The 24323-nt window shown below is 70.1% G+C and carries 20 protein-coding genes and 1 pseudogene; 12 read left to right on the top strand and 9 right to left on the bottom strand.

Annotated features, from left to right (window positions below; genetic code table 11):
* Positions 1-90 precede the first annotated feature (90 nt).
* The 3 genes from ACWCP0_RS39900 to ACWCP0_RS39890 all read right to left on the bottom strand — a co-directional run bounded on the left by ACWCP0_RS39900 (position 91) and on the right by ACWCP0_RS39890 (position 3764).
* A complete protein-coding gene (locus tag ACWCP0_RS39900) occupies positions 91-1314 on the bottom strand; it encodes a DUF5667 domain-containing protein (RefSeq protein ID WP_451083625.1) in 1224 nt (407 codons plus the stop codon).
* 317 nt (positions 1315-1631) lie between these two features.
* Positions 1632-2426: an ECF subfamily RNA polymerase sigma factor, BldN family gene (locus ACWCP0_RS39895; RefSeq protein ID WP_451083624.1), complete on the bottom strand. Its 795-nt coding sequence runs from the start codon at positions 2424-2426 to the stop codon at positions 1632-1634.
* Positions 2427-2810: 384 nt separating this feature from the next.
* Positions 2811-3764: an HAD family hydrolase gene (locus ACWCP0_RS39890; RefSeq protein WP_451083623.1), complete on the bottom strand. Its 954-nt coding sequence runs from the start codon at positions 3762-3764 to the stop codon at positions 2811-2813.
* A 137-nt stretch (positions 3765-3901) separates the two neighbouring features.
* On the opposite strand from ACWCP0_RS39890, the gene ACWCP0_RS39885 reads away from it, so the two are divergent.
* The 7 genes from ACWCP0_RS39885 to ACWCP0_RS39855 all read left to right on the top strand — a co-directional run bounded on the left by ACWCP0_RS39885 (position 3902) and on the right by ACWCP0_RS39855 (position 11774).
* A complete protein-coding gene (locus ACWCP0_RS39885) occupies positions 3902-4177 on the top strand; it encodes a glutaredoxin family protein (RefSeq protein ID WP_351234539.1) in 276 nt (91 codons plus the stop codon).
* A 274-nt stretch (positions 4178-4451) separates the two neighbouring features.
* Complete coding sequence (locus ACWCP0_RS39880) at positions 4452-5261, top strand: redox-sensing transcriptional repressor Rex (RefSeq protein WP_451083622.1); 810 nt, start codon at positions 4452-4454, stop codon at positions 5259-5261.
* A complete protein-coding gene (locus tag ACWCP0_RS39875; RefSeq protein ID WP_451083621.1) occupies positions 5258-6952 on the top strand; it encodes a glutamyl-tRNA reductase in 1695 nt (564 codons plus the stop codon). The genes ACWCP0_RS39880 and ACWCP0_RS39875 overlap by 4 nt, the downstream gene beginning before the upstream one ends.
* Positions 6949-7917, top strand: coding sequence for a hydroxymethylbilane synthase (hemC, locus tag ACWCP0_RS39870; protein WP_451083620.1), 969 nt, complete (start codon positions 6949-6951; stop codon positions 7915-7917). The genes ACWCP0_RS39875 and hemC overlap by 4 nt, the downstream gene beginning before the upstream one ends.
* Positions 7914-9578, top strand: coding sequence for a uroporphyrinogen-III synthase (locus ACWCP0_RS39865; protein WP_451083619.1), 1665 nt, complete (start codon positions 7914-7916; stop codon positions 9576-9578). The genes hemC and ACWCP0_RS39865 overlap by 4 nt, the downstream gene beginning before the upstream one ends.
* Before the next feature lie 431 nt (positions 9579-10009).
* Positions 10010-11005, top strand: a complete 996-nt coding sequence (hemB, locus tag ACWCP0_RS39860; protein WP_451083618.1) for a porphobilinogen synthase — start codon at positions 10010-10012, stop codon at positions 11003-11005.
* A 247-nt stretch (positions 11006-11252) separates the two neighbouring features.
* On the top strand, positions 11253-11774 hold the full coding sequence (locus ACWCP0_RS39855; RefSeq protein WP_451083617.1) for a hypothetical protein: 522 nt from the start codon (positions 11253-11255) through the stop codon (positions 11772-11774).
* A gap of 87 nt (positions 11775-11861) precedes the next feature.
* Here ACWCP0_RS39855 and ACWCP0_RS39850 read toward each other — a convergent pair whose 3' ends face one another.
* Together ACWCP0_RS39850 and ACWCP0_RS39845 are read right to left on the bottom strand one after the other, a co-directional pair.
* A complete protein-coding gene (locus ACWCP0_RS39850; protein WP_451083616.1) occupies positions 11862-12746 on the bottom strand; it encodes a DUF4253 domain-containing protein in 885 nt (294 codons plus the stop codon).
* Positions 12747-12834: 88 nt separating this feature from the next.
* Complete coding sequence (locus ACWCP0_RS39845; RefSeq protein WP_451083615.1) at positions 12835-13713, bottom strand: NAD(P)-dependent oxidoreductase; 879 nt, start codon at positions 13711-13713, stop codon at positions 12835-12837.
* Positions 13714-13884: 171 nt separating this feature from the next.
* On the opposite strand from ACWCP0_RS39845, the gene ACWCP0_RS39840 reads away from it, so the two are divergent.
* Complete coding sequence (locus tag ACWCP0_RS39840; RefSeq protein ID WP_451083614.1) at positions 13885-14157, top strand: DUF1876 domain-containing protein; 273 nt, start codon at positions 13885-13887, stop codon at positions 14155-14157.
* 62 nt (positions 14158-14219) lie between these two features.
* On the opposite strand, the gene argS is transcribed toward ACWCP0_RS39840, so the two are convergent.
* On the bottom strand, positions 14220-15989 hold the full coding sequence (gene argS / locus ACWCP0_RS39835) for an arginine--tRNA ligase (RefSeq protein WP_451083613.1): 1770 nt from the start codon (positions 15987-15989) through the stop codon (positions 14220-14222).
* A gap of 171 nt (positions 15990-16160) precedes the next feature.
* Between argS and lysS the strand changes: the two genes are divergently transcribed.
* Entirely contained in the window at positions 16161-17918 is a 1758-nt protein-coding gene (gene lysS / locus ACWCP0_RS39830) for a lysine--tRNA ligase (protein WP_451083612.1), read from the top strand.
* A 165-nt stretch (positions 17919-18083) separates the two neighbouring features.
* Here lysS and ACWCP0_RS39825 read toward each other — a convergent pair whose 3' ends face one another.
* The 3 genes from ACWCP0_RS39825 to ACWCP0_RS39815 all read right to left on the bottom strand — a co-directional run bounded on the left by ACWCP0_RS39825 (position 18084) and on the right by ACWCP0_RS39815 (position 21377).
* Positions 18084-19385 (bottom strand): DUF2637 domain-containing protein, encoded by a 1302-nt coding sequence (locus ACWCP0_RS39825; protein WP_451083611.1) that lies wholly within the window; start codon positions 19383-19385, stop codon positions 18084-18086.
* Positions 19386-19598: 213 nt separating this feature from the next.
* On the bottom strand, positions 19599-20321 hold the full coding sequence (locus ACWCP0_RS39820) for a DUF3558 domain-containing protein (RefSeq protein ID WP_451083610.1): 723 nt from the start codon (positions 20319-20321) through the stop codon (positions 19599-19601).
* Positions 20322-20525: 204 nt separating this feature from the next.
* Positions 20526-21377, bottom strand: a complete 852-nt coding sequence (locus ACWCP0_RS39815; protein ID WP_451083609.1) for a DUF3558 domain-containing protein — start codon at positions 21375-21377, stop codon at positions 20526-20528.
* Positions 21378-21570: 193 nt separating this feature from the next.
* Between ACWCP0_RS39815 and ACWCP0_RS39810 the strand changes: the two genes are divergently transcribed.
* The 3 genes and pseudogenes from ACWCP0_RS39810 (at position 21571) to ACWCP0_RS39800 (ending at position 24044) form a co-directional block, all read left to right on the top strand.
* Positions 21571-22764, top strand: coding sequence for an RtcB family protein (locus ACWCP0_RS39810; protein WP_451083608.1), 1194 nt, complete (start codon positions 21571-21573; stop codon positions 22762-22764).
* A 4-nt stretch (positions 22765-22768) separates the two neighbouring features.
* A pseudogene (locus ACWCP0_RS39805) lies at positions 22769-23010 on the top strand (hypothetical protein); the annotation flags it as partial.
* Between the two features lie 512 nt (positions 23011-23522).
* Positions 23523-24044 (top strand): calcium-binding protein, encoded by a 522-nt coding sequence (locus ACWCP0_RS39800; protein WP_451083607.1) that lies wholly within the window; start codon positions 23523-23525, stop codon positions 24042-24044.
* Positions 24045-24323 lie beyond the last annotated feature (279 nt).

The following is a 24323-nucleotide window of genomic DNA, read 5'->3' as shown; positions in this document are numbered from 1 at the left end:
AGTTGTCTGCGCGTCACGCTCGTCTTCCTACCGGATCCGCCTTCCAGGCGGATCCGGATCGGCAAGATTGATCACGACCTAACACAGGCCCTAGTCGTCGTCCGCGGTGTCGAGGCCGAGGCCCGGCAGCAAGCCCGGCAGCAGCGGCGGGATCGTCACGTCCGGCACAGGGTCGTCCGGGTCGAAGCCGGTCGGGGCGGACGGCGTCGTGCTGCTCTGCGGGGGGGTGAGCAGGCCGCCGGTGTTGCCCCCGAGCAGGCCTTCGTCCGCCGTCGAGCCGGACCCCGACGGGTGGGGCCGGGCGCTGCCGTCCGACTGGCCCGCGGAGGGCGAGGACGACGACGGGTGGTCCGTGCCGTACGAACCGGACGGGCCCGTGGGGGCGTCGGGTGACGCTCCGGGGCGCTGGGATCCGCCGCTCTCCTTCTCGGGAGTGCGGGGAAGCAGCGACTGGAGCGGTCCGACTTCCTGGTCTATGGCGTCGAAGACCGAACTCACCTCGTTGCCGACGTCGGTGAGCTGGGCCGGGAGGCGGCTCCGCAGACCGTTCCACGTGTCGCGGTGGGCGCTGGCGAACGAGGACAGGGTCGCGATGGGGCCGAGTGAGCCGTCCCGTTCGTAGGCCTGGTGGAGGAGCCGGTGGCCTTCGGTGGCGTCGTGGCGCATTCCGGTCAGGGCGCGCCTGACCTCGCCGAGCGACTCGTGGTCCAGCTCGCCGGCCCGGGTGCGCTCCATGAGGCGGCGGGCTTCGCTGAGCCGGGTCGAGGCCTGGTCGAGGTAGAGCCCGCCGCGGTCCGCATCGTCGTCGGCCATGCCGAGCTTGAGGTCCTCCATGCCTCGCTTCAGCCCGTAGAGCGAGTCACCGGGGAGGGCGTCGGAGCTGGCGGCGGCCACTCCACCGAAGGCGCCCGCGGCGACTCCGACGGTGAGCCCGCCGGCCGCGAGGCCCTTGGACCAGCGGGAGCGCGGGCGGAGTTTTCGAAGCGGTGATGCCCGGTGGGCGCCGCGGCCGGAGGTGCGTCGCTGTTTCGGGACCGCAGGGCCCCCGGACGCACCTCCTTCGGAGGCTGCGCCCTCCAGGAGCATGGCCTCCATGGCGGCAACGAGCTGGGCTCGCTGCACCACCTTGACCTCGGGATCCAACTGGGGCTTCGGCAGCTCGCCGAGGCCGTTCGCCAGGGCCAACAGCCGCCCCTGCTCGGCCGGTTCGGCCGAATCATCGGGCTGCTCGGCCGCCGCGCCCCGGAGCGTCTGATTCTCCAGGGCCTGGGCGAAGGCGTTCGCCCGCCGGTGCGCCGAAACGTTCGCGATCACTGGCGGCACCTCCTCTCGTCATGACGGTCGACTCCCCGGGAGGTCCGGAAGGTTGCATGCCTTGAGTACAACCACACGATCGAGTGAGTGGTCGCGGGCATGGCGTGACCGCAGGGAGCCTGCATTCCGCACAACGAGCGGCTCGGCAGTTGGGTTACGCGCGAAGGATGATCGGACCAGTGCGTCATCAGCCGCTCACGGGTGGTGAGTTGAAGGGACGGGGCAGCGTGGGGGGCTTGATGTGGGGGACTGGTTCGTGGGGGGACGTTCGTGGCGGAGCAGGGGAATCCGTGGGGCGCCAGGAGTGCTCGGGAGGGTCAGCGGGCGTCGTCGGGGAGGAGCCTTGCCAGCGTACGGACGGCGCGGTACTGGAGGGTCTTGATCGCGCCTTCGTTCTTGCCCATCACGCGTGCGGTCTCGGCCACCGACATCCCCTGCAGGAAGCGGAGTGTGACGCATTCCTGCTGCTGCGGATTGAGCTTGCGCACGGCCTCGAGCAGTGCGGCGTTCGAGAGCGACTCGAGGACCGACTCCTCGGGGCTGCGTTCGACCTCGTTGGCGTCGAGCATCTCGCCGGTGGTCACTTCCAGTCGGAAGCGGCTCGACTTGAAATGGTCGGCGACCAGGTTGCGCGCGATCGTGACGAGCCAGGCGCCGAAGTCGCGTCCCTGCCAGGTGAAGGTGGAGATACGGCGCAGGGCGCGCAGGAAGGTCTCGCTGGTGAGGTCCTCCGCCGTCGCCTTGCCGCCGACGCGGTAGTAGATGTAGCGGTAGACGGTGTCGCTGTACTGGTCGTACAGCCGGCCGAAGGCCTCGGCTTCGCCGGCCTGGGCGCGCTCGACGAGTTCCATCATGCGCGCACTGTCGCTGTCGGCGCTCGGGCGGCGGGCGGTGGTCGAAGTGCCGGCGCCCCCACGGGCACCCCGTCTCCCGACTGCCGCACCGCCGTCCGCCAGGGCGTAGCAGGGGCCGGCAGGGCCGAGGGCGGCAGGGCCCGGCGCGGCAAAGGCGGGGCCGGCGTACGCGGTGGGGACGAAACCGCGCAGGTGGTCGGCGACCGTTGCGCGGAGCGTGGCCAGGCCCGAGGCGTCAACCCCGACGTGTGGGTACACGGGACTCCCAGAGGCAGAGCTTCCATCACGGGCAGTGCGGGACCGTTCACTCGTCGTGACGATGTGGCGAGTCCTTGATGCGTCTGAGGAGAATAACGCTTCGTACAGGCAGCGCTACACCCAGTTGCTCAAATCATCGATTCCGTTGCTTCTGTTACGAGATAGCGGCGGATCGAGTCGCAGATTGTGATCGGTTATTGATCGGATTACTTCGCGATCTGCTGCAGCGCGTGATGGGTTGTGCCCATGTGCCCGCAACAGGACTGGCGGGACACGCGGATGGGCAGGAGAACCGGAATGCGGCGCGCGTCGCGGACGCCGTGGTGCCGGTGGTGAACCGTCGGCGCCTAAGCGGGCGCAGGCGCCCACCCGTGGCCGCCTGCGTCAGCGACGGCGGCGGTGCAGGGCGACGGCTGCCGCCGTGCCGCCCGCCAGGGCCCCGACGCCCGCAGCGGCCGGAATGCCGACCTTGGCCGCCTTGCGGCCCGTCCGGTAGTCGCGCAGCCGCCAGTCGCGCTCGCGCGCGTGCTTGCGCAGCTTGGTGTCCGGGTTGATCGCGTACGGGTGCCCGACGAGCGAGAGCATCGGGATGTCGTTGTGCGAGTCGCTGTACGCCGCGCAGCGGGCCAGGTCCAGGTTCTCGCCCGCCGCCAGGGCGCGCACCGCCTCGGCCTTCGCGGGGCCGTGCAGCGGCTCGCCGACCAGCTTGCCGGTGTACACGCCGTCGACGGATTCGGCGACCGTGCCGAGCGCGCCGGTCAGGCCGAGCCTGCGGGCGATGATCGTCGCGGTCTCGACGGGCGCGGCCGTGACCAGCCACACCTTCTGGCCTGCGTCGAGGTGGGCCTGGGCCAGGGCGCGTGTACCGGGCCAGATGCGGTCGGCCATGTACTCGTCGTAGATCTCCTCGCCGATCGACATCAGCTCGGAGACGCGGTGGCCCTTGACGATGGACAGCGCGGACTCGCGTACGTCCTGCATGTGCTCCGGGTCCTCGACCCCGGCGAGCCGGAACCACGTCTGCTGCCAGGCGAACCGCGCCAGCTCGCGGCGCTGGAAGAACTTCCGCTTGTACAGGCCTCGGCCGAAGTGGAAGATCGCCGCGCCTTGCATGACCGTGTTGTCGAGGTCGAAGAAGGCTGCGGCGCGGACGTCCCCGACGACCGGGAAGTCCGGCTCCTTGCGCCTGGCGGCGGCGGTGTCCGGGGCCTCGGTCTCCGCGTCCGCCTCGAACTGCTGCGAGGTCTTGCGTGCTGCTTCGGCGGCGGCCTCGCCTGCGAGGACGCTCCGGGCGGTCGCGGAGCGCCTGCGTGGGGTGAGCCATCCCAGTGCGGCCATGACGTGAGCATAGCCAGTCAGTTCGGAACTTCCCGACTCACGGGGATGCGAAGTCGTGAACTCTGGGCGGCCGGATTGTTAAACCCGACCGTTCGGACGCGCCGCCCCGGGCGCGGGAGCGGGCGGAGAATGGGGGCATGAGTCCTCTGCTGCGGCGTACGAAGAAGAAGGCCGGCGACCGGGTCGTGACCTTGATCGGGAAGCCCGGGTGTCACCTCTGTGACGACGCGCGGGCCGTGATCGAGGAGGTCTGCGCGGAGACGGGCGCCGCGTGGGAGGAGAGGGACATCACGCAGGACGAGGAGCTGCACCGGGAGTACTGGGAGCAGATTCCGGTCGTCCTGGTGGACGGTGAGCAGCACACGTTCTGGCGTGTGGACGCGGGCCGGCTCCGCCGCGAACTGGGGGCATGACGCGAAAGGCGGTTACCATCGTGGGCGTTTTGCTGGGGTCTCGGGGGCAGAGTCGTGAGGAGTGTGCAGCGCTTTGCCCCCTTTGGGTTTTCTACGGACGAAAGCGGTCCAGGGTTCCCGGATCGCGTGTCCGGCTCGCGTGACCCCGGTCACTTTGCTCGGACAAAGCGGACACCATCTTTGTGCACGCGTTCACAAAGACATAGCCTGCATTCGACGGGGCGGTCTTGCGACGTACGGCCGCCTGCAGCCTCGCTCATCCCGCAGGAGCACCGTGGCAACTGGCCGAACTCACCGACCGGCGACTCGCAGCCGAGGAATCCCCGAGGCCACGGTCGCCCGGCTTCCGCTGTATCTGCGCGCACTGACCGCGCTGTCGGAGCGTTCCGTGCCGACGGTCTCCTCCGAGGAGCTCGCGGCCGCGGCGGGGGTCAACTCCGCGAAGCTGCGGAAGGACTTCTCCTACCTCGGCTCGTACGGGACCCGGGGCGTCGGCTACGACGTCGAGTACCTCGTCTACCAGATCTCCCGCGAGCTCGGCCTCACCCAGGACTGGCCGGTCGTGATCGTCGGTATCGGTAACCTCGGCGCCGCCCTCGCGAACTACGGTGGGTTCGCCTCGCGTGGCTTCCGCGTCGCCGCCCTGATCGACGCCGACCCGGCGATGGCAGGAAAGCCGGTCGCAGGGATCCCCGTCCAGCACGCGGACGGGCTGGAGAAGATCATCTCGGACAACGGCGTCTCCATCGGGGTCATCGCGACCCCTGCGGGCGCCGCCCAGCAGGTGTGCGACCGACTGGTCGCCGCGGGCGTCACGTCCATCCTCAACTTCGCCCCGACCGTGCTGACGGTGCCGGACGGCGTCGACGTACGCAAGGTCGACCTGTCGATCGAGCTGCAGATCCTCGCGTTCCACGAGCAGCGCAAGGCAGGTGAGGAGCTGGAGGCGGAGGGCGCCACGGCGCCTGCCGCGTCCTCCGTGCCGCCCGTGGCGTCCGCGTCGCCTGCGGCGCGAGGAACCACCGGTGCGGCCACGGGCCGGAAGGGACCCGACGGGGACGTCCCCGCCGTGATGCCGGCATGAGCCTCCTGGTCGTCGGACTCAGTCACCGCAGCGCCCCGGTCAGCGTGCTGGAGCGGGCCTCGCTGTCCGCGGACACGCAGGTCAAGCTGCTGCAGGACACGCTTGCCGCGGACCCCGCGGTCGAGGCGTCCGTCCTCGCCACGTGCAATCGCATCGAGCTCTACGCCGACGTCGACAAGTTCCATGCCGGCGTCGCCGAGCTGTCCACCCTGCTCGCCCAGCACAGCGGCGTCGGGCTGGAGGAGCTCACTCCTTACATGTACGTGCACTACGAGGACCGCGCCGTCCACCATCTCTTCTCGGTGGCCTGCGGTCTCGACTCCATGGTCATCGGCGAGGGGCAGATCCTCGGCCAGATCAAGGACGCCCTCGCCCTCGGCCAGGATCTGCACACCGCGGGCCGGCTGCTGAACGACCTCTTCCAGCAGTCGTTGCGGGTCGGCAAGCGAGCCCACAGCGAGACCGGGATCGACCGGGCCGGGCAGTCGCTCGTCACGTTCGGCCTGGAGCAGCTGTCGTGCGGCGCGCCCGTGGACGAGTGGGCGGCGGGCAAGCGGGCGCTGGTCATCGGCGCCGGTTCGATGTCGTCGCTCGCCGCGGCGACGCTGGCGCGGGCCGGTGTCGCGGAGATCGTCGTCGCCAACCGGACGCAGGAGCGGGCCGAGCGGCTCGTGCAGATCCTGACCGAGTCCGGGGGCGCCCCCAGGCGAAGCCCTGGGGGAGGTACCGGAGTCGCCGCGCGGGCCGTGCCCATGGACGCGGTCGCGGACGAACTGACACGAGTCGACGTCGTGGTGTCCTGCACCGGCGCGACGGGGCTGGTGCTGACGGCCGAGGCGGTCGCCGAAGCCCTCGGCGAGGCCGTGCCCGGCGGTGTGTCGGACGCGGTCGAGGACGCCGGGGAGACGGTTGCGGACGCCGCGGAGACGGTCGCCGCCGTCACGGAAGCGGACGCCGAGGTCATCGCGCGCCTCGCCGGGTTCGAGCGCGTCGCCGAGAACCCCGCCCTCCTCACCGAGGACGGGGGCCCGGTCGGGCTCGACGACACGGCCGCCGCTGCGGCAGCCGGGCTGCCGGCCGACGACATGGGCCTGCACGGCGCCTGGGTGGAGAACGCCGCGGCGGACCGCCGTGGTGCCCCGGGACGTCGTACCGTCCGCGCGCAGAGCACCGGCCCGGTCCGCCTGGCGCTCCTCGACCTCGCCATGCCCCGGGACATCGACGCCGCCGTGCACCGGATCCCCGGCGTCCGTCTCGTCGACATCGAGTCGCTCGCCGAGGCGTCCGCGGACGCCCCGATGGCCGACGACGTCGACCAGGTGCGCACGATCGTCGCCGACGAGGTCGCCGCATTCGGCGCCGCGCAGCGCGCGGCGCACATCACGCCGACCGTGATCGCCCTGCGCACCATGGCCGCCGATGTGGTGGCCGGCGAGGTCGCACGGCTGGAGGGGCGGCTTCCCGACCTGGACGAGAAGCAGCGCGCGGAGATCGCCCAGACCGTGCGCCGCGTCGTCGACAAGCTGCTGCATGCCCCCACCGTGCGGATCAAGCAGCTCGCCGCGGAGCCCGGCGGTGCCGGGTACGCGGACGCGCTGCGCACACTTTTCGACCTCGACCCGGAGACGGTCGCATCCGTCAGCCGGGCCGACCTGAACGACGCCGACGTCAAGAACCGAGGGCGACTATGACCGAGAGGGCCGAGAAGGCTTTGAGGCTGGGGACCAGGCGCAGCAAGCTCGCCATGGCCCAGTCCGGGCAGGTGGCGGAGGCGGTGACCAGGCTGACCGGGCGTCCCGTGGAGCTCGTCGAGATCACCACGTACGGCGACACCTCGCGCGAGCACCTCGCGCAGATCGGCGGCACCGGTGTGTTCGTCACCGCGCTCCGCGACGCGCTGCTCGCGGGCGAGGTGGACTTCGCGGTGCACTCGCTGAAGGACCTGCCGACCGCGCAGCCCGACGACCTGGTGCTGGCCGCGATTCCGCGCCGTGAGGACCCGCGTGACGTGCTCGTGGCGCGGGACGGGCTGACGCTCGACCGGCTGCCGGCGGGCGCCCGGGTCGGCACCGGCTCGCCGCGGCGGATGGCGCAGCTCAACGCGTACGCGCGTTCCCACGGGCTGCGGATCGAGACCGTGCCGATCCGCGGGAACATCGACAGCCGGGTCGGATACGTACGAAACGGGGAGCTGGACGCCGTGGTGCTTGCCGCGGCCGGGCTGAACCGTATCGGCAGGATCGAGGACGTGACCGACTTCCTGTCGGTCGACGCGGTGCTGCCCGCCCCCGGCCAGGGGGCCCTGGCGATCGAGTGCCTTTCGGCGAACGCCGATCTCGCCGCCACGCTCGCCGAGCTCGACGACCCGCACACGCGGGCCGCCGTGACGGCCGAGCGGTCCCTGCTCGCCGCCCTGGAGGCCGGCTGCAGCGCACCTGTGGGTGCGCTGGCCGACCTGCTGGCCGACGGACAGGTTGTTCATGAGATGCGCCTGCGCGGTGTCGTCGGTACGACCGACGGATCCACGCTGGTGCAGCTGTCCACCACCGGTCCCGTACCCACGTCGCACGACGACGCGGTGGCGCTCGGTCGCGAACTCGCGGCCGAGATGCTCGCCAAGGGTGCGGCCGGTCTTATGGGGGAGCGAGCACTTTGAGCCCCACCACTGCCACCTCTGCCGCTTCGGCGTACTCCGCTGCCGGGCACGTCACCTTCCTCGGCGCCGGTCCCGGCGACCCGGGGCTGCTGACGCTGCGCGCCGTGGAGGCGCTGTCGGGCGCGGACGTGCTGATCGCCGAGCCCGATGTCCTCGAAGTCGTTCGCGGCCATGCGAGGGCGGGCGTGAGCACGCCTGAGCTGACGGTTGTTGACGATGCGTCAACGACCGTCGGTGTCCCCGTGTTGAGGGATGCGACCAATCTTGTCATGGAGGCCGCGCGGGGCGGCAAGCGGGTCGTCCGTGCGGTGAGCGGTGACCCCGGGCTCGACAGCAACGCCGGTCAGGAGATGCTCGCGTGCGCGGCGGAAGGCATTCCGTTCGAGGTCGTGCCGGGCGTCGCGACGGCGGTCGGCGTGCCCGCGTACGCCGGAGTGCCGCTGCGCGACGCGCAGGGCACCGATGTGCGCTTCATCGACGCGCGCACGGCTGGCGCCCGGTGCTGGACGGAGGTCGGGGCGTCGGACGGGACCGTCGTCGTGTCGACGTTCCTGGACTCGGTGGCCGCCGCGGCGGGTGAGCTGGTAGCGGCCGGGCGCAAGCCCGACACCCCGCTGACCGTGACCGTCGCCGGTACGACGACGCGTCAGCGGACGTGGACGGCCACGCTTGGAACCATTGCGCAGGTCTTCAAGCAGGGGAAGGTGCTGCCCTCGCCCGAGGGCCACCGGCCCGTCATAGCCGTGGTCGGCGAGCGATGTGCCCCGGCCCAGCGTGACCAGCTCGCGTGGTTCGAGTCCAAGCCGCTGTTCGGCTGGAAGGTCCTCGTACCGCGTACGAAGGAGCAGGCTGCTTCGCTCTCCGACCAGCTTCGTTCGTACGGGGCGGTGCCGCACGAGGTGCCGACGATCGCGGTCGAGCCGCCGCGGACGCCGCAGCAGATGGAGCGCGCGGTCAAGGGGCTTGTCACCGGGCGGTACGAGTGGATCGCCTTCACATCGGTGAACGCCGTCAAGGCGGTGCGCGAGAAGTTCGAGGAGTACGGGCTCGACGCCCGTGCCTTCGCCGGGATCAAGGTCGCGGCGGTGGGCGAGCAGACCGCGAAGGCCCTGGTCGAGTTCGGTGTGAAGCCGGACCTGGTGCCGAGCGGGGAGCAGTCGGCCGCCGGACTGCTGGAGGACTGGCCGCCGTACGACCCGGTCTTCGACCCGATCGACCGGGTGTTCCTGCCGCGGGCCGACATCGCCACGGAGACGCTGGTGGCGGGTCTGATCGAGCTCGGGTGGGAGGTCGACGACGTCACGGCGTACCGGACCGTGCGGGCGTCGCCGCCGCCGGCCGAGACGCGCGAGGCGATCAAGGGTGGCGGGTTCGACGCGGTGCTGTTCACGTCGTCCTCCACGGTGCGGAACCTGGTGGGGATCGCCGGGAAGCCGCACAACGTGACGGTCATTGCCTGCATCGGCCCCGCGACCGCGAAGACCGCGGAGGAGCACGGGCTGCGGGTGGACGTGCTGTCGCCGGAGCCGTCGGTGCACAAGCTGGCGGAGGCGCTGGCGGAGTTCGGGGCGCGGCGGCGTGAGGCGGCGATGGAGGCGGGCGACCCGGTCACCCGCCCGAGCGAGCGGCGGCCGGGCGCGCGGAGGCGTCGCACGACGTGACGTAACGCGGGGGGCTCTGCCCCGCCCCCCGTTGTGGGCAGCCGGGCGTTGCCGCGCCCACCTGTTGTGGGCGCGGCACGCCCTGACTGTTGTGGGCATTCGTTCCGCAGGGCGGAACGGGTGGGCACAACCCCCGGTGCCGGGTGCCGATTCGGTGGGGGCCGCCCCGGTGGGCCTGGGGGACCCGCCCCAGTGGGGCCGCAAGCCTTGTGGGGCCCGGCCCCCCGGTGGGCCCGGGCCACGCCCGGTGGGTGGGGTCGGGTGCCCTCCGGGGTACCTCCTCGGATTCGGTTGGGCGAGCTGGGGCACCCCGCGCTAGCTGCCGAATCCTGCGGGGGCACCCCTGCGGACCCCCTCCCGGGCCTGTGGGCCGGTTCCGCTCCGGCGCGGTGTCGGTAAAAACCCCCCTCGCCGCGGCGTAGCGTGGACGTATGACTGCGTACGGATCCTTCCCCGGCTCGCGGCCGCGTCGGCTGCGTACGACCCCCGCAATGCGGCGCATGGTCGCCGAGACCCGCCTGAATCCGGCTGATCTGATCCTCCCGGCGTTCGTACGGGAGGGCGTGACGGAGCCGGTGCCGATCGCGGCGATGCCGGGCGTCGTGCAGCACTCGCTGGACACGCTGCGCAAGGCCGCGGTGGAGGCTCGGGAGGCGGGAGTCTCCGGGATCATGCTCTTCGGCGTGCCCGAGGACGCGAAGAAGGACGCGGCCGGTACGGCGGGCACCGATCCGGACGGGATTCTGCAGGTCGCCATCCGTGCGGTGAAGGCCGAGGTGGGCGACGAACTCGTGATCATGTCCGACCTGTGCCTGGACGAGTACACGGATCACGGGCACTGCGGCGTGCTGGACGAGGCCGGGCGCGTCGACAACGACGCCACGCTGGAGCGGTACGCGGAGATGGCCCAGGTCCAGGCCGACGCCGGCGTCCATGTGGTGGGTCCCAGCGGAATGATGGACGGTCAGGTCGGCGTCATCCGCGATGCGCTGGACACCATCGGCAAGGAGGACGTGGCGATCCTCGCGTACACCGCCAAGTACTCGTCGGCCTTCTACGGGCCGTTCCGGGAGGCCGTCGCGTCGTCGCTGAAGGGCGACCGCAAGACCTACCAGCAGGACCCGGCCAATCTGCGCGAGGCCATGCGGGAGTTGGCGCTGGATCTGGAGGAGGGCGCCGACATGGTGATGGTCAAGCCGGCGGGTCCCTATCTGGACGTGCTGGCGCGCGTCGCGGACGCGGTCGACGTGCCCGTGGCCGCGTACCAGATCAGTGGTGAGTACGCGATGATCGAGGCGGCGGCCGAGAAGGGCTGGATCGACCGGGACAAGGCGATCCTGGAGACGCTGACGGGTATTCGGCGTGCCGGTGCGCAGATGATCCTGACGTACTGGGCGACGGAGGTCGCGCAGAAGCTCGCCCGCTGAGCGGCCGCCCCGCCGCCGCTCCGCTTCCGAGAGCCCCGCTGTTCCTTGGTGAACAGCGGGGCTCTCGGCGTTCCGGATCAGCCTCAGGATGCAATGGGACAAGGCCAGTCAGGGCCAGTCGATCTCTCTTCCGGTGGGCTTTCGGAGCCGCGAGAGTAAGTGCTGTCACCGGGCGCCACACCCGAAACAGAGCCGCGCAGCTGCACCTGCAGGGCAGCTGTCGGCGGCCGACGTGTGATCCGGCGCCGTGCCCTCACTCGCGAGCGGCTGGACGCAGACGCTGCTGTCGTTGTTCGGCAACGACTGCTCCTACGTGGTGCCGAGTTCGTCCGCGGACGGTCAGATCACGCGCAGCGAGGTGATGGCCCGCGCCAAGAACTGGTACGACCGGAACATCCAGTACAGCCAGCGCACCAACGTGGCGAACGGGGAGTACGGACCGACGGCCGACGTGAAGTACCGGACCGACTGCTCCGGCTTCGTGTCGATGGCCTGGCACCCCAACCCGTCGCTGACGACCTACAGCCTGCCCACCGTCTCCCACCAGATCTCCAAGAGCGACCTGCGGCCCGGCGACATCCTCACCTACTCCCAGGCGCACGTCATCCTCTTCGCGGGCTGGAGGGACAAGGCCGCCGGCACCTTCAACTCCTCCCAGTCCAACCCGTCCACCGACATGAACTACTCGTCCGCGGACATCAACAGCGGCTCCATCGACGGCCACCCGTACAGCAGCTACGTGGCCCTGCGTTACGACAAGATCGTCTGACGTCGGTGCGGTCCATGGCCGAGGCCCCCGCCGGCGACCGGTGGGGGCCTCGGCCTGTGGTGTCCGGCTGCTGCCGGGCCAGGCGGTTCAGTCCCACCAGAAGGACCAGGCGGACTGGCCCAGGACCGCCTTGGCCGCGTACTCGCCCAGGGCGGAGAAGCTGCCCTGGGTGATGCTGTCCGGGCAGAACGCGAAGTGTTCGGCGGCGACGGCCTCCGCCTCGACGGTCGTCGTCGGCGGGGCCGCCACGGAGACCACGAGCTGGTCGAAGCCGAGCGCCACGACGCGTACCCCGAAGCGGTCCTCCCATGAGCGCAGGACGGAGCAGAGGCGTGCCACGTCGTTCTCGTAGTTGAGCGGCCCGGTCCAGCCGAGCGCCGCGGGTATGTCGGCGCTGCGGCGCGCCGGGACGAGGCCGAGCCGCGGCACCATGAGCCCAGGGTCCTCGGCAAGCAGTGCGTCGGCGATCTCGGCCGCCACCTCGTCCGGATCGTCCCCGGGAGCCGCGGCCGGGGCCAGACCCGGCCACGCGGCGCCGAACGGCTCCCCCGTCTCGCCGTCCGCCGTTGGCTCGCCGAAGACTTCGACGACGGTGTCCCGGCCGGGGTGGTCCTCGGGCGCGGCCAGTTCGTCCGACGCGTACTCCTCCCAGAAGGCCGCCAGCACCTCCTCGGCGTCGTGATCGCCCGGGTACGACATCATCGCCGGGGCCAACTCCCAGTTCTCCGGGTGCCTTTCAGGGTTGCTGCCGACGCCTATCAGGACGGGGTGCAGGCCGGCTGTCCTGCGGGCGGGCAGGAGCGCGGACCAACTGCCGGGGCGAGCGGGCTCATCCGCGTACCAGAGCAGCGGCTCGTGCCAGGGGCCGTCCATCGTCGTGTCGACCAGCCGGCCGGGCGGCAGTTGGAGGCCGAGCGACCGGCCCGAGGGGTCGGCAGCCAGCTTCGGCAGGGGATTCGGGATCATCGCCATGGCAGAAACCGTAGGAGCTGCCCCTGACAATCCGGTTCGGACGCAGGCGGCGGTGAAGACGGCGGGGCGCACGACAGTGGGGATGGTGTCAGCGCTTCAGTGCGAGGAGGTCGGCAAGGCGCGAAAGGCCGTCCGCCGCATGGCCCTCCGCGAGTGCGCGGTCCAGGATCGTCTGGAACGGCTCGAAGAGTTCCGTGCCGACGCCCTGATCGCGGAAGGTGGTCAGGAAGTTCGGGAAGGCCGCCTGATTGACGGCGATGCTGGACACGTCGGTGAGGTGCCGGCCGGTGTCGATCGCCCTGCCCCATTCCGGGGCGCCCGTGAGCATTGCGCCGATCCACGGGACGAGGAGTTCCGAGAACTCCTCGGCGGAGATGTTCTCCGTACGGACCAGGGCGAAGGCCTGCAGGACGCCGAGAGCCATGCCGTACATGCCGGTGAGCAGCGCCAGATCGTACAAGGCGGCACGGCCCGGGTCGGTGCCCACCCACTTCGTGCCGCCGAAGGCAGCGAGGGTGGTCCGGTGGGCCTCGTAGGCGTGCTCGTCGCCGCTGTAGAAGACGTACGCCTCCGGCCCCGAGATCATCTGCGGGACGGCCATGATGCCGCCGTCGATGTACGTCGCGCCGTGCCCGGCCGCCCACTCCGAGAGCCGTCGGGCCTGGGCCGGGGTGCCGTTGGTCAGGTTGACCAGGGTCTTGCCGGCGACGGTGTCTCCGAGGCTGTCGAGTACCTCCTGGACGGTGTCGTTGGTCAGGAGGCAGACGATGACGAGAGGGCTTGCGGTCACTGCGTCGGCGGGGGCGGCTGCCGGGTGCGCGCCCTGGGCGACGAGGGGGCCGGTCTTGGCTGGGGACCGGTTCCAGACCGTGACCGGGTGGCCGGCCTTCAGGAGCGCTGCGGCGAGGGCGGAGCCCATCATGCCGAGGCCGAGAACGGATACGGGGGAGTGGGTGCTCGCAGGCATGGGCGTGTTCCTCGGGACGGGGCCACTGGAGATGTGCCCGTGATCCTTGTCGCGCGTGCAGACGGGGACAAGTACCGACTATTTGGTCAGCTACCCACCTCCAGGTGAGCGAGGTGGTGATCAGCGATGGGTCGGCGCACTCTTGAGGGGTACCGCTGGAGGTGATCCGTCATGCAGACGATCGTCGGATGGCACGTCGAGATGGAATTTCTCGAGGACGGTGACAAGACCAGGGCGGCCGCGATGCTCCGGCTTGCCGACGGCACGGAAGTCCGCGGCCACGGGCACGCGAGCCGTCACCCGTCCGACCCGGAACAGCTCCGGGTCGGCGAGGAGATCGCGGGCGCACGGGCGCTGATGGACGTCGCGCAGACGTTGCTGAAGAAGGCCCACGACGAGATCGAGGAAACCACGGGAAGGCCCGCGCACCCGCTGACGAGGTGACGAAACGCGGGACGGCCCCGGCGAGGTGATCGCCGGGGCCGCCTTCCGCTCAGGTGTCAGGGTCAGAGGCGCTCGGGGGTGCGGATGCCGAGCAGGGCCATGCCCTGGTGGAGGGTGCGGGCGGTCAGGTCGACGAGGAAGAGCCGGTTCTCCCCGACCTCCAGCGGCGGCTCCGGCCGTACCACAGGGCACTGGTCGTAGAACGTCGTGAGAAGCGACGCCAACTGGTACAGGTACGCCGCAAGCTTGTGCGGCTCGTACGAGGTCGCGACCTCGGCCAGCACCTCGCCGAACTGGTCCAGGTGGAGGCCGAGCGCACGCTCGGCCGGGGCCAGCTCGAGCTCCGGATGGGCGACCGGCTTCCGGCCGTCGGCATTGCGCTTGATCGACTGGATACGGGCGTACGCGTACTGGAGGTAGACGGACGTGTCGCCGTTCAGCGACACCATCTGGTCCAGGTCGAACTTGTAGTCCCGTACCGCCGAAGTCGACAGGTCCGCGTACTTCACCGCACCGATGCCGACATACCGACCGTTCTCGACGACCTCCTCGTCGGTCAGGCCCGCCTTCTCCTTCTTCTCGGCGACGACCGCCGTCGCCCGCTCGATCGCCTCGTCCAGCAGGTCCACCAGCCGCACCGTCTCGCCCTCACGGGTCTTGAACGGCTTGCCGTCCTTGCCGAGCACGGTGCCGAAGGCCAGCTGGACGGCCTTGACGTCGTCGTTCAGCCAGCCGATGCGGCGCGCGGTCTCGAAGACCATTTTGAAGTGGAGGGACTGGCGGGCGTCCACGACGTACAGCAGCGTCGTCGCGCCGAGGTTCTGGACACGGTCGCGGATCGCGGACAGGTCCGTCGCCGCGTAGCCGTAGCCGCCGTCGGACTTCTGGACGATCAGCGGGACCGGGTTGCCGTCGGGGCCCTTCACGTCGTCGAAGAAGACGCAGAGCGCGCCGTTCGACCGGACCGCGACGCCCGACTCCTCGAGCAGTCGGCAGGTGTCGGCCAGCATGGCGTTGTAGCCGGACTCTCCCACGACGTCCGCGTCGTCGATCTCCATGTCGAGCTTGTTGAAGACCGAGTAGAAGTAGATCTTCGACTCGTCGACGAAACGCTGCCAGAGGGCGAGCGTCTCCTTGTCGCCCGCCTGGAGGTCGACCACCCGGCGGCGCGCCCGGTCCTTGAACTCCTCGTCGGAGTCGAAGAGGCCACGCGAGGCCTTGTAGAGCCGGTTCAGATTGGACATGGCCTCCTCGCCGGAGACGGTGCCCTCGTCCTTGTGGTCCAGCTCGTGGGGGTGCTCGATCAGGTACTGGATGAGCATGCCGAACTGGGTGCCCCAGTCGCCGATGTGGTGGCGCCGGACCACCTTCTCGCCGGTGAACTCGAGGATCCCGACCATCGCGGCGCCGATCACGGCGGAGCGCAGATGCCCGACGTGCATCTCCTTCGCCACATTCGGCTGGGCGTAGTCGATCACGGTCGTGCCGGCGCCGGTGGCGTACGGAACGCCCAGCCGCTCGTCTGCCGCGCGGGCGGCGAGGGTCTTCACGATCGCCTCGTCGGTGATCGTGATGTTCAGGAACCCGGGGCCGGAGACCTCGATCTCCTTCAGGACGTCGTTGGCCGGGATGGCTTCGACGACCTTGGCCGCCAGCTCGCGCGGGTTGCCCTTGAGCCGCTTGGCGAGCGCCAGGATGCCGTTGGCCTGGAAGTCGGCCCGGTCGCTACGTCGCAGCAGCGGGTCGGCGGAGCCGGCCTCCGGCAGGGCTGCCGAGAGGGCGTCCGCGAGGCGCTGCTGAACGGTCGAAGCGAGGGAAGGGACCGAGGCCATGAGCTTCCGTTCCTGTCAGTGGGTGGTCGTGCTTATTCAGTGGTCAAGTGTCCCATGGGGGAGCAACCTGTTTCTCCGCCGAACCGCGCGCCTGTGGACAACCACAGGGCCGGTTGTTCCGTCTGGGAGAATGGCTTACGCCGGCTTCGACAGACTCAAGTACTCAAGGACGTGCCGATCGTGGCTCAGAGCAGCACCGAGACCGACTGGGTCTCCCGTTTCGCGGACGATGTCATCGCCGAGTCGGAACGGCGTGCGCCCGGGAAACCGGTCGTGGTTGCCTCTGGCCTGTCGCCGTCCGGGCCCATCCACCTGGGCAACCTCCGCGAGGTCATGACCCCGCACCTCGTCGCGGACGAGATCCGCCGGCGGGGGCACGAGGTCCGCCACCTGATCTCCTGGGACGACTACGACCGCTACCGCAAGGTGCCGGAAGAGGTTCCCGGCGTCGACGGCTCCTGGGCCGAGCACATCGGCAAGCCGCTGACCTCGGTCCCGGCGCCCGCGGGCTCCGGGTATCCGAACTGGGCGGAGCACTTCAAGGCCGCCATGGTCGAGTCCCTTGCCGAGCTGGGTGTCGAGTACGAGCCGATCAGCCAGACCGAGCAGTACACGTCGGGTGCGTACCGCGAGCAGATCCTGCACGCGATGACGCACCGGGCCGAGATCGACGGCATCCTCGACCAGTACCGGACGAAGGCCAAGGCCCAGGCGAAGAAGCAGCAGCAGAAGCCCCTGGACGAGGCCGAGCTGGAGGCCGAGGAGGGCTCCGGCGCGGCGGGCGAGGACGACGGCAGCGGCGGCTCCGCGGGCTACTTCCCGTACAAGCCGTACTGCGGCAACTGCGAGAAGGACCTGACGACCGTCACGGAGTACATCGACGCGACGACCGAGCTGACGTACTCCTGTACGGCGTGCGGCTTCTCCGAGACGGTCCGGCTGAGCGAGTTCAACCGCGGCAAGCTGGTCTGGAAGGTCGACTGGCCGATGCGCTGGGCGTACGAGGGCGTGATCTTCGAGCCCAGCGGTGTCGACCACTCGTCGCCCGGGTCGTCGTTCGTCGTGGGCGGGCAGATCGTCCGAGAGGTCTTCGGCGGCGTGCAGCCCATCGGCCCGATGTACGCCTTCGTGGGCATCTCCGGCATGGCGAAGATGTCGTCGTCCCGCGGTGGCGTGCCCACGCCCGCGGACGCGCTGAAGATCATGGAGGCGCCGCTGCTGCGCTGGCTGTACGCGCGCCGCAAGCCCAACCAGTCCTTCAAGATCGCCTTCGACCAGGAGATCCAGCGGCTCTACGACGAGTGGGACAAGCTGGAGTCCAAGGTCGTTGGGGGCACCTCGCAGGCCGGAGGCTCCGCACTGCCGGCCGACGCCGCCGCGCACTCCCGCGCGGTGCGTACCGCCGCCGGTGAGCTGCCGCGCACGCCGCGCCCGCTGCCGTACCGGACGCTCGCCTCGGTCGTCGACATCACGGCCGGTCACGACGAGCAGACCCTGCGGATCCTCAGCGAGCTCGACCCGGCGAACCCGCTGGCGTCGCTCGGCGAGGTGCGGCCGCGCCTCGACTGCGCCGAGAACTGGATCACCACCCAGGTCCCGGCCGACGCCCGCACGGTCGTCCGCTCCGAGCCCGACACCGAGCTGCTCGGCTCGCTCGACGACGAGGGCCGGGAGTCGCTGCGGCTGCTCCTGGACGGGCTGGACTCGCACTGGTCGCTGGACGGGCTCACCACGCTCGTCTACGGCGTCCCCAAGGTCATGGCGGGCTTGGAGCCGGACGCCAAGCCGACCCCGGAGCTGAAGGTCGCCCAGCGTTCGTTCTTCGCGCTGCTGTACCGCCTGCTGGTCAGCCGCGAGACGGGGCCGCGACTGCCGACGCTGCTGCTGGCGGTCGGGGCGGAGCGGGTGCGGAAGCTGCTCGGGGCCTGACGTCCCCGCCCTTGCTCCGGGCTTAGGCCCGGGGCGGGGGCGTCCGTCTCGCGTGCGTGTCCGTTCCCGTGCGTCCGCTCTCGGCCGGGCCGGCTCGAGCGAGCCTGTCCGCCGGTCGCGGCACGGCCGAAGGGAGTCGCGGATCCGGGGCGCAGCCCCCGGCCACTACGCGATGTGCTCCGCCTCGAGATCGGCCTGGTAGCGGCTCTGGAACTGCGGCATCAGGCCGCGCAGCAGGCTCCCGCTGCGCGGGTGGCTGATGCCGTGGACGTCGGCCAGGGTTATGTCGAGCTGGTCGTTGCTCGGAAACCGGCCGTGAAGGTCCACGTACTCCTTGAAGACCGGGTACGCCAGCTCGGCGAAGTCCGAGTCCTCCAGGGGCAGCGGCTCATCATCCATGACCTCGGCGGCCTGCTCGTACGCCGGTCCCTGCTCGGTGCGCGGGCCCGGGATGGCACCGGGGCCAGGCCCCGGGGCGCCGATGGGCATGATGTCCGGGCCGGCCGGGACCGCGACCGGGGTCGGCTCCAGGCCCTCGACGTACGTCGGGTTGTACGCGCTCTCGTACGCCTCCTGCGGAACCTGCGGCACCGCGTTGAACCAGGGGCTCTCGTGGGAGCTCTGACCGATGACACCGTCCTGCGGCAGCTGCTGCTCGTCGGGGTGGGCCTGCGGATACTCCTCGGGCCATCCCTGTGGAGCCGCGACCGGAACCGGAGCCGGTGCAGGGGCCGCGGGCAGCACTGCGGCAGGCGCGGGGTTCGGCGGCAGCAGCGCCGGCTCGATCCCGGCAGCGGCGAGCCCGGCGGGCGCGGTCTCCGCCAGCGGAACGCCGTACTTCGCGAGCCGCAGCGGCATCAGCGCCTCGACCGGCGCCTTGCGTCGCCACGCGCGGCCGTAGCGGGCCTGGAGGCGAGCCTGGTAGATCAGCCGGTCCTGCTCAAGCCTGATGACCTGCTCGTAACTGCGCAGCTCCCACAGCTTCATGCGCCGCCACAGCCGGAACGTCGGTATGGGGGAGAGCAGCCAGCGGGTGAGCCGCACGCCCTCCATGTGCTTGTCCGCCGTGATGTCGGCGATCCGGCCCACCGCGTGCCGGGCGGCCTCGACGGAGACCACGAAGAGCACCGGGATGACGGCGTGCATGCCGACGCCGAGCGGGTCGGGCCAGGCGGCGGCGCCGTTGAACGCGATCGTTGCCGCCGTCAGCAGCCACGCCGTCTGGCGCAGCAGCGGGAAGGGGATACGGATCCAGGTCAGCAGCAGGTCGAGGGCGAGCAGCACGCAGATGCCCGCGTCGATGCCGATGGGGAAGACCAGGGAGAAGTTGCCGAAGCCCTTCTGCTCGGCGAGCTCGCGTACGGCGGCGTAAGACCCGGCGAAACCGATCGCGGCGATGATCACCGCTCCGGCGACGACGACCCCGATGAGTATGCGGTGCGTGCGTGTCAGCTGCATCGCGGCCACCCGCGATCCCCTCCCGATATCGAATTTCGGATCGAATTCCGGCGCCGCCGCATCCGAATCGGCGCGGGCCAAGCCTGGCACACGGTTGCGGAGCCCGGACCTCCGGGGAGGTGGCCCGGGCTCGTGGCCGTGTGTTCAACAGCCCTTGACGGGTGTGTTGGTGGGATGTGCGTGGGGGTGGGGCACATGCGCCGCGCCCCGCGCTCCGGCCGCCTACTTGTTGGCTGTCGCGACGGAGGCCGCAGCCTCCTTCACCGCCTTCGCCGCGCTCTTCATCATCTCCGCCGCGTCCGGGGTCTTCGCCCCGGCGTAGCCCGCCCCGTTGTATCCGAGCGTGACCACGACGTTGCCGGTACGGGCAACGACCGTCGCGTACTTGAACGTCTCGTCCGTCTTGTTCAGGTCGTAGCTGATCGACGTCGCCTGGTCGCCGATGCCCGTCGCGGGCGACGTCTTGACGTTCTTGGCACCTTCCGTGCCCTCGGCCTTGGCGATCTCCTTGGCGTACGCGTCCGTGGCGCGCTTCTCGCCGCTGCCCAGGCCGGGGTCGGACTCGTACCGCAGGAAGGAGACATCGAGCCAGCGGTAGTTCGAGCCCTTGGTGCCCTTGTCCTCCAGGCCGTTCCAGGAGCAGCTGCCGCGGACGGTCGTGTCGCTGGAGCTGCCCGCCGTACCGGCCTTGTTCTTCGCCTTCGGCACCAGCTCGGTGATCGTCTTCGAGGTGATCGTCTTGCAGGGCTCGGGCAGCTTGGCGAACTTCGCCGCCGTGACGGTCGCCTCGGACTGCTTCGCGTCGGGGGACGCCGCGGAGGAGGAGCCCGAGCCGGAGGACTTGTCCTCGCCGCCGGAGTCCGACGAGCAGCCGGCGACGACGAGCATCACCGGGACGGCGGCGCAGGCGAGTATGCGGGTGAGTCGCGGGGCTGATCGGTGCATGGTTCCTTCACTCGGTGTGTCGTACGGTCCGCCGGTGTGCGGGACGGGACGGACGGCCGGGCGGCCGGTCGGCACGGAGCCTTCGGTCGGCCACGGTACGCCGACACGTTACGACGGCGGGGGCATCCCGCGGGATCGGGTGCGGGAACCCGGTGGCACGGACAGGCGGTCGCCGCGGCCGGTGCCGGGCGGACGGAGGGCGCGCTACTCGTTGAAGCGCTCGGCCAGATTCCGGGCCAGGGCCTGCGCCTTTTCCTGGAGTTCCTTGCTGTCCGGGATCTCCGTCGTACGTGCGGGCTGCTCGATGTACTCGACGGTCACGATCACATTCGATGTGCGGAACACCACGCTCACGGTCCGGTGCTGCGCGGTGGAACCGGCCCGGGTGAGGGCGTCGTCGAGGAAGGCCGCGTCGCCGAGGCCGTCGAGCTCCCGGGGCTCGAGGCCCTCGAAGGTGCCAGGGGTGCCGGAGGGGGTGCCTGTGGGGGCGGTGGGAGCGTTGGTGCCCGCGGTGTCGATGGTGCCCGTGGTGCCTGCGGCGGTGCTGCTCGTGGGGGTCGGGGAGCCGGTCGCTGCCGGCGGCTGCTGGGCCTTCTCGTCGCGCGGGTCCGCGGGGGCCGGAAGCTGCGCCGCGTCCTTCTTGCGGGCGTAGACCTCCTGCGCCCGGTCGTCGTCGCTGACGTCCGTGTCGTACGAGACGACGCGCTCGACGTCGATACGGAGGTGGTGCGAGGCGTCCGGCGCGTCTGCCTTCCAGCTGCAGCCGACGCGGCGGTCGGTGTCGTACGTGACGGCCGCCGTGCCCTGGTACACCTTCTCCTGCTGCTCCTCGGGCAGCTCGGCCGTGCCCGGGAGCAGGTTCCTGAGGGTGGAGCGCTCGACCGCGCCGCAGGGCTCGTAGAGCGTGCGGTACTTGCCGGGTGCGGCGACGGAGCCCGGCGAGTCGCCCGGCTGGGCATCGGCGGCGGAGCCGTCGTCACCGGTTCCGCCGGTGCAGCCGGCGGCGAGCGCGACGAGGAGCGCCGCCAGGGCGGGGACGTACGCCTTTCGCTGCACGGTGCCGAGCTCCTTCTGTCGCGTGCTGTCGTGTTCCGACGTGCTCGAGCGGGAAATCTGGTTGCCGCCCGAGGCAGGCCGATGGACACAATGTGTATCGCACGCGCAGCTGTGAACGCCGGTCCGCTTTCCCTTTCGCCGACCTTGGCTATGGTTTTTGCGTTTTCAGGCTTATCGGGGGAATCGAGGAAGTATGTCGTACGTAGAAGTGCCGGGGGCGAAGGTCCCCATCCGTATGTGGACGGACCCGTCCACGGTTGAGAGCGGCGCGATGCAGCAGCTGCAGAATGTCGCCACACTGCCCTGGATCAAGGGGCTCGCCGTGATGCCGGACGTGCACTACGGCAAGGGCGCGACGGTCGGCTCGGTGATCGCGATGCGCGGGGCGGTCTGTCCGGCGGCGGTCGGTGTCGACATCGGCTGCGGAATGTCGGCCGTGAAGACCTCGCTCACCGCGAACGATCTCCCTGGAGATCTTTCCCGGCTCCGCTCGAAGATCGAGCGGGCGATCCCGGTGGGACGCGGGATGCACGACGAGGCGGTCGACCCGGGCCTGGTGTACGGGCTCCAGGCGCCGGGGTTCGGTGACCTCTGGTCGCGGTTCGACGGGGTGGCCGACGCGGTCAAGTTCCGTCGGGAGCGGGCGGCGAAGCAGATGGGCACGCTCGGCAGCGGCAACCACTTCATCGAGTTCTGTCTCGACGAGTCGGGCTCGGTCTGGCTGATGCTGCACTCCGGCTCGCGGAACATCGGCAAGGAGCTCGCCGAGTACCACATCGGCGAGGCCCAGAAGCTGTCGCACAACCAGGGTCTGGTCGATCGCGACCTGGCGGTGTTCGTCGCGGACACCCCGCAGATGGCGGCCTACCGGCACGACCTCTTCTGGGCGCAGGAGTACGCGAAGTACAACCGCGCGATCATGATGGGGCTCTTCCAGGAGGTCGTCCGCAGGGAGTTCAGGAAGGCCAGGGTGACCTTCGAGCCGGTCATCTCCTGCCACCACAACTATGTGGCGGAGGAGCGGTACGAGGGCGTGGACCTGCTGGTCACCCGCAAGGGCGCGATCAAGGCGGGCTCCGGCGACTTCGGGATCATCCCGGGCTCGATGGGTACCGGCTCGTACATCGTGAAGGGCCTCGGGAACGAGAAGTCCTTCAACTCGGCCTCCCACGGCGCGGGCCGCAGAATGAGCCGCAACGCGGCGAAGCGGCGCTTCTCGACGCGGGACCTGGAGGAGCAGACGCGGGGCGTGGAGTGCCGTAAGGACTCCGGCGTCGTGGACGAGATCCCGGGTGCCTACAAGCCGATCGAGAAGGTCATCGACCAGCAGCGGGACCTGGTGGAGATCGTGGCGAAGCTGAAGCAGGTCATCTGCGTGAAGGGCTGAGGTACTGGTCAGCGGTGGTCGACAGAGACGGCCTGTCGACCACCTGGTTGTCGAGTTCCCGGGCAATCGCATTGGCGGGTGCGGGCTTCCCCTGTTTCTCGATCCGGTCGACCGCGGAATCATCCGCATCCGCATCTTCGCCCTCGTCCTTCGTCCGCAAAGACTCCGACGGCTCGGTTTCGGCTGGAGCTGAGGGACCCCGGTGAAGAGGTGGACCTGTCCGTCTTCGCGGGCGCCTCCTCCGGGCGACCGTGCTTCGGACCGCAGCGGCCACTCTGATCGTGCGACCTGCGGAGCCTCTGCATGGCGGTCGGCCTCCCCAGGTCGACCACTGCTTTCCCGACGGGTCCGTGCGGGTGGCGACCGAAGGAGTGCTTATGGTGCACGGTCTATCGGCCGTGAGCTGCGAAAATGGCCTGTGCGCGAATGCGGCCCCGCTGGGCGCCGGAGCGGGCTGGGCGAGAGTGTGACTTTCTGTGAGGGACAGCTGCGCACCTCACCCAGGAGACAGCCGAGCCATGTTCGAGCCCCGCCCCTTTGACGACGACCGGCCGATGACGGCTCCAACCGGGTGCTCCGGCCGGCGCCGTGCCCGTGCCCGGTCGCTGCCCGCACTCATCGTTCTCGTCATCGGAGGGCTGTTCGTCTTTTCCACCTCCACAACGGTCGCCGCACCCGGAACACCGAGGCGAGCCATGGAATCGACCACCTCGACCACCTCGACCAAATCGACCTGTGAGCACGCCAGACCCACCAGAGTGGGCACCGAGAAGAACGACGTCATCTTCGGCACCGCCGGCAACGACGTGATCTTCGCGCTCGGAGGCAATGACACGGTCTACGCACTCGGGGGGAACGACCTCATCTGCGGTGGCTCGGGCAATGACACTCTCAACGGGGACAGGGACAACGATCAGCTCTTCGGTGGCTCGGGCGACGACCAGCTCTTCGGCGGCTGGGAGAACGACGACCTTCGTGGTGAATCGGGCAACGACGAGCTCCATGGTGAAACGGGCAACGACGAGCTTTCCGGTGGCTCGGGCAACGACCGGCTCTCCGGTTTCCTGGGCAACGACGCCCTCTTCGGTGGAAGGGGCAACGACGAGCTCCGCGGTGGAAGGGGCAACGACGAGCTCTTCGGTAACGCGGGTAACGACCGGCTCTTCGGGGAAGCCCACGATGACTCCCTGGACGGCGGACCGGGCACGAACCGCAACGATGGTGGACGCGGAATCAACACCTGCGTCGACCCGAGCAATGGCCGCGGCTGCAACGACTGAACCCGGCGGCGCTCGGGACGCGCGAGGTGCAGACGCGGGGCGTGGAGTGCCGTCCGCCGGGCCCCGAGGGCTTCGGCGCTGACCGATCTCGCGCGTGCGTAAATCTCACAACCGTGTCGTATGTGGAAAACATGACACGGCCGATGAGGATGTGACGCTGGTCGTGAAACTCACAGGGGTGTGGGGTCTCGGCAACGGGTGAAACGAGGGCCACGGACGGCGGATGAAAAGTGAGCCACTCTGCGATCTCTTGATCATCCTGACTTCACTGGTTCTGAA

The sequence above is a fragment of the Streptomyces sp. NPDC001970 genome (assembly GCF_053594115.1).
This window is presented reverse-complemented; position numbering and strand designations above follow the sequence as displayed.

What these genes read in the sequence shown, in the direction of transcription:
- ACWCP0_RS39890 (WP_451083623.1), bottom strand. Translation starts at nt 3,764, where the DNA reads ATGGCCGCACTGGGATGGCTCACCCCACGCAGGCGCTCCGCGACCGCC.
- ACWCP0_RS39885 (WP_351234539.1), top strand. Translation starts at nt 3,902, where the DNA reads ATGAGTCCTCTGCTGCGGCGTACGAAGAAGAAGGCCGGCGACCGGGTC.
- ACWCP0_RS39875 (WP_451083621.1), top strand. Translation starts at nt 5,258, where the DNA reads ATGAGCCTCCTGGTCGTCGGACTCAGTCACCGCAGCGCCCCGGTCAGC.
- hemC (WP_451083620.1), top strand. Translation starts at nt 6,949, where the DNA reads ATGACCGAGAGGGCCGAGAAGGCTTTGAGGCTGGGGACCAGGCGCAGC.
- hemB (WP_451083618.1), top strand. Translation starts at nt 10,010, where the DNA reads ATGACTGCGTACGGATCCTTCCCCGGCTCGCGGCCGCGTCGGCTGCGT.
- ACWCP0_RS39850 (WP_451083616.1), bottom strand. Translation starts at nt 12,746, where the DNA reads ATGGCGATGATCCCGAATCCCCTGCCGAAGCTGGCTGCCGACCCCTCG.
- ACWCP0_RS39845 (WP_451083615.1), bottom strand. Translation starts at nt 13,713, where the DNA reads ATGCCTGCGAGCACCCACTCCCCCGTATCCGTTCTCGGCCTCGGCATG.
- ACWCP0_RS39840 (WP_451083614.1), top strand. Translation starts at nt 13,885, where the DNA reads ATGCAGACGATCGTCGGATGGCACGTCGAGATGGAATTTCTCGAGGAC.
- argS (WP_451083613.1), bottom strand. Translation starts at nt 15,989, where the DNA reads ATGGCCTCGGTCCCTTCCCTCGCTTCGACCGTTCAGCAGCGCCTCGCG.
- ACWCP0_RS39820 (WP_451083610.1), bottom strand. Translation starts at nt 20,321, where the DNA reads ATGCACCGATCAGCCCCGCGACTCACCCGCATACTCGCCTGCGCCGCC.
- ACWCP0_RS39810 (WP_451083608.1), top strand. Translation starts at nt 21,571, where the DNA reads ATGTCGTACGTAGAAGTGCCGGGGGCGAAGGTCCCCATCCGTATGTGG.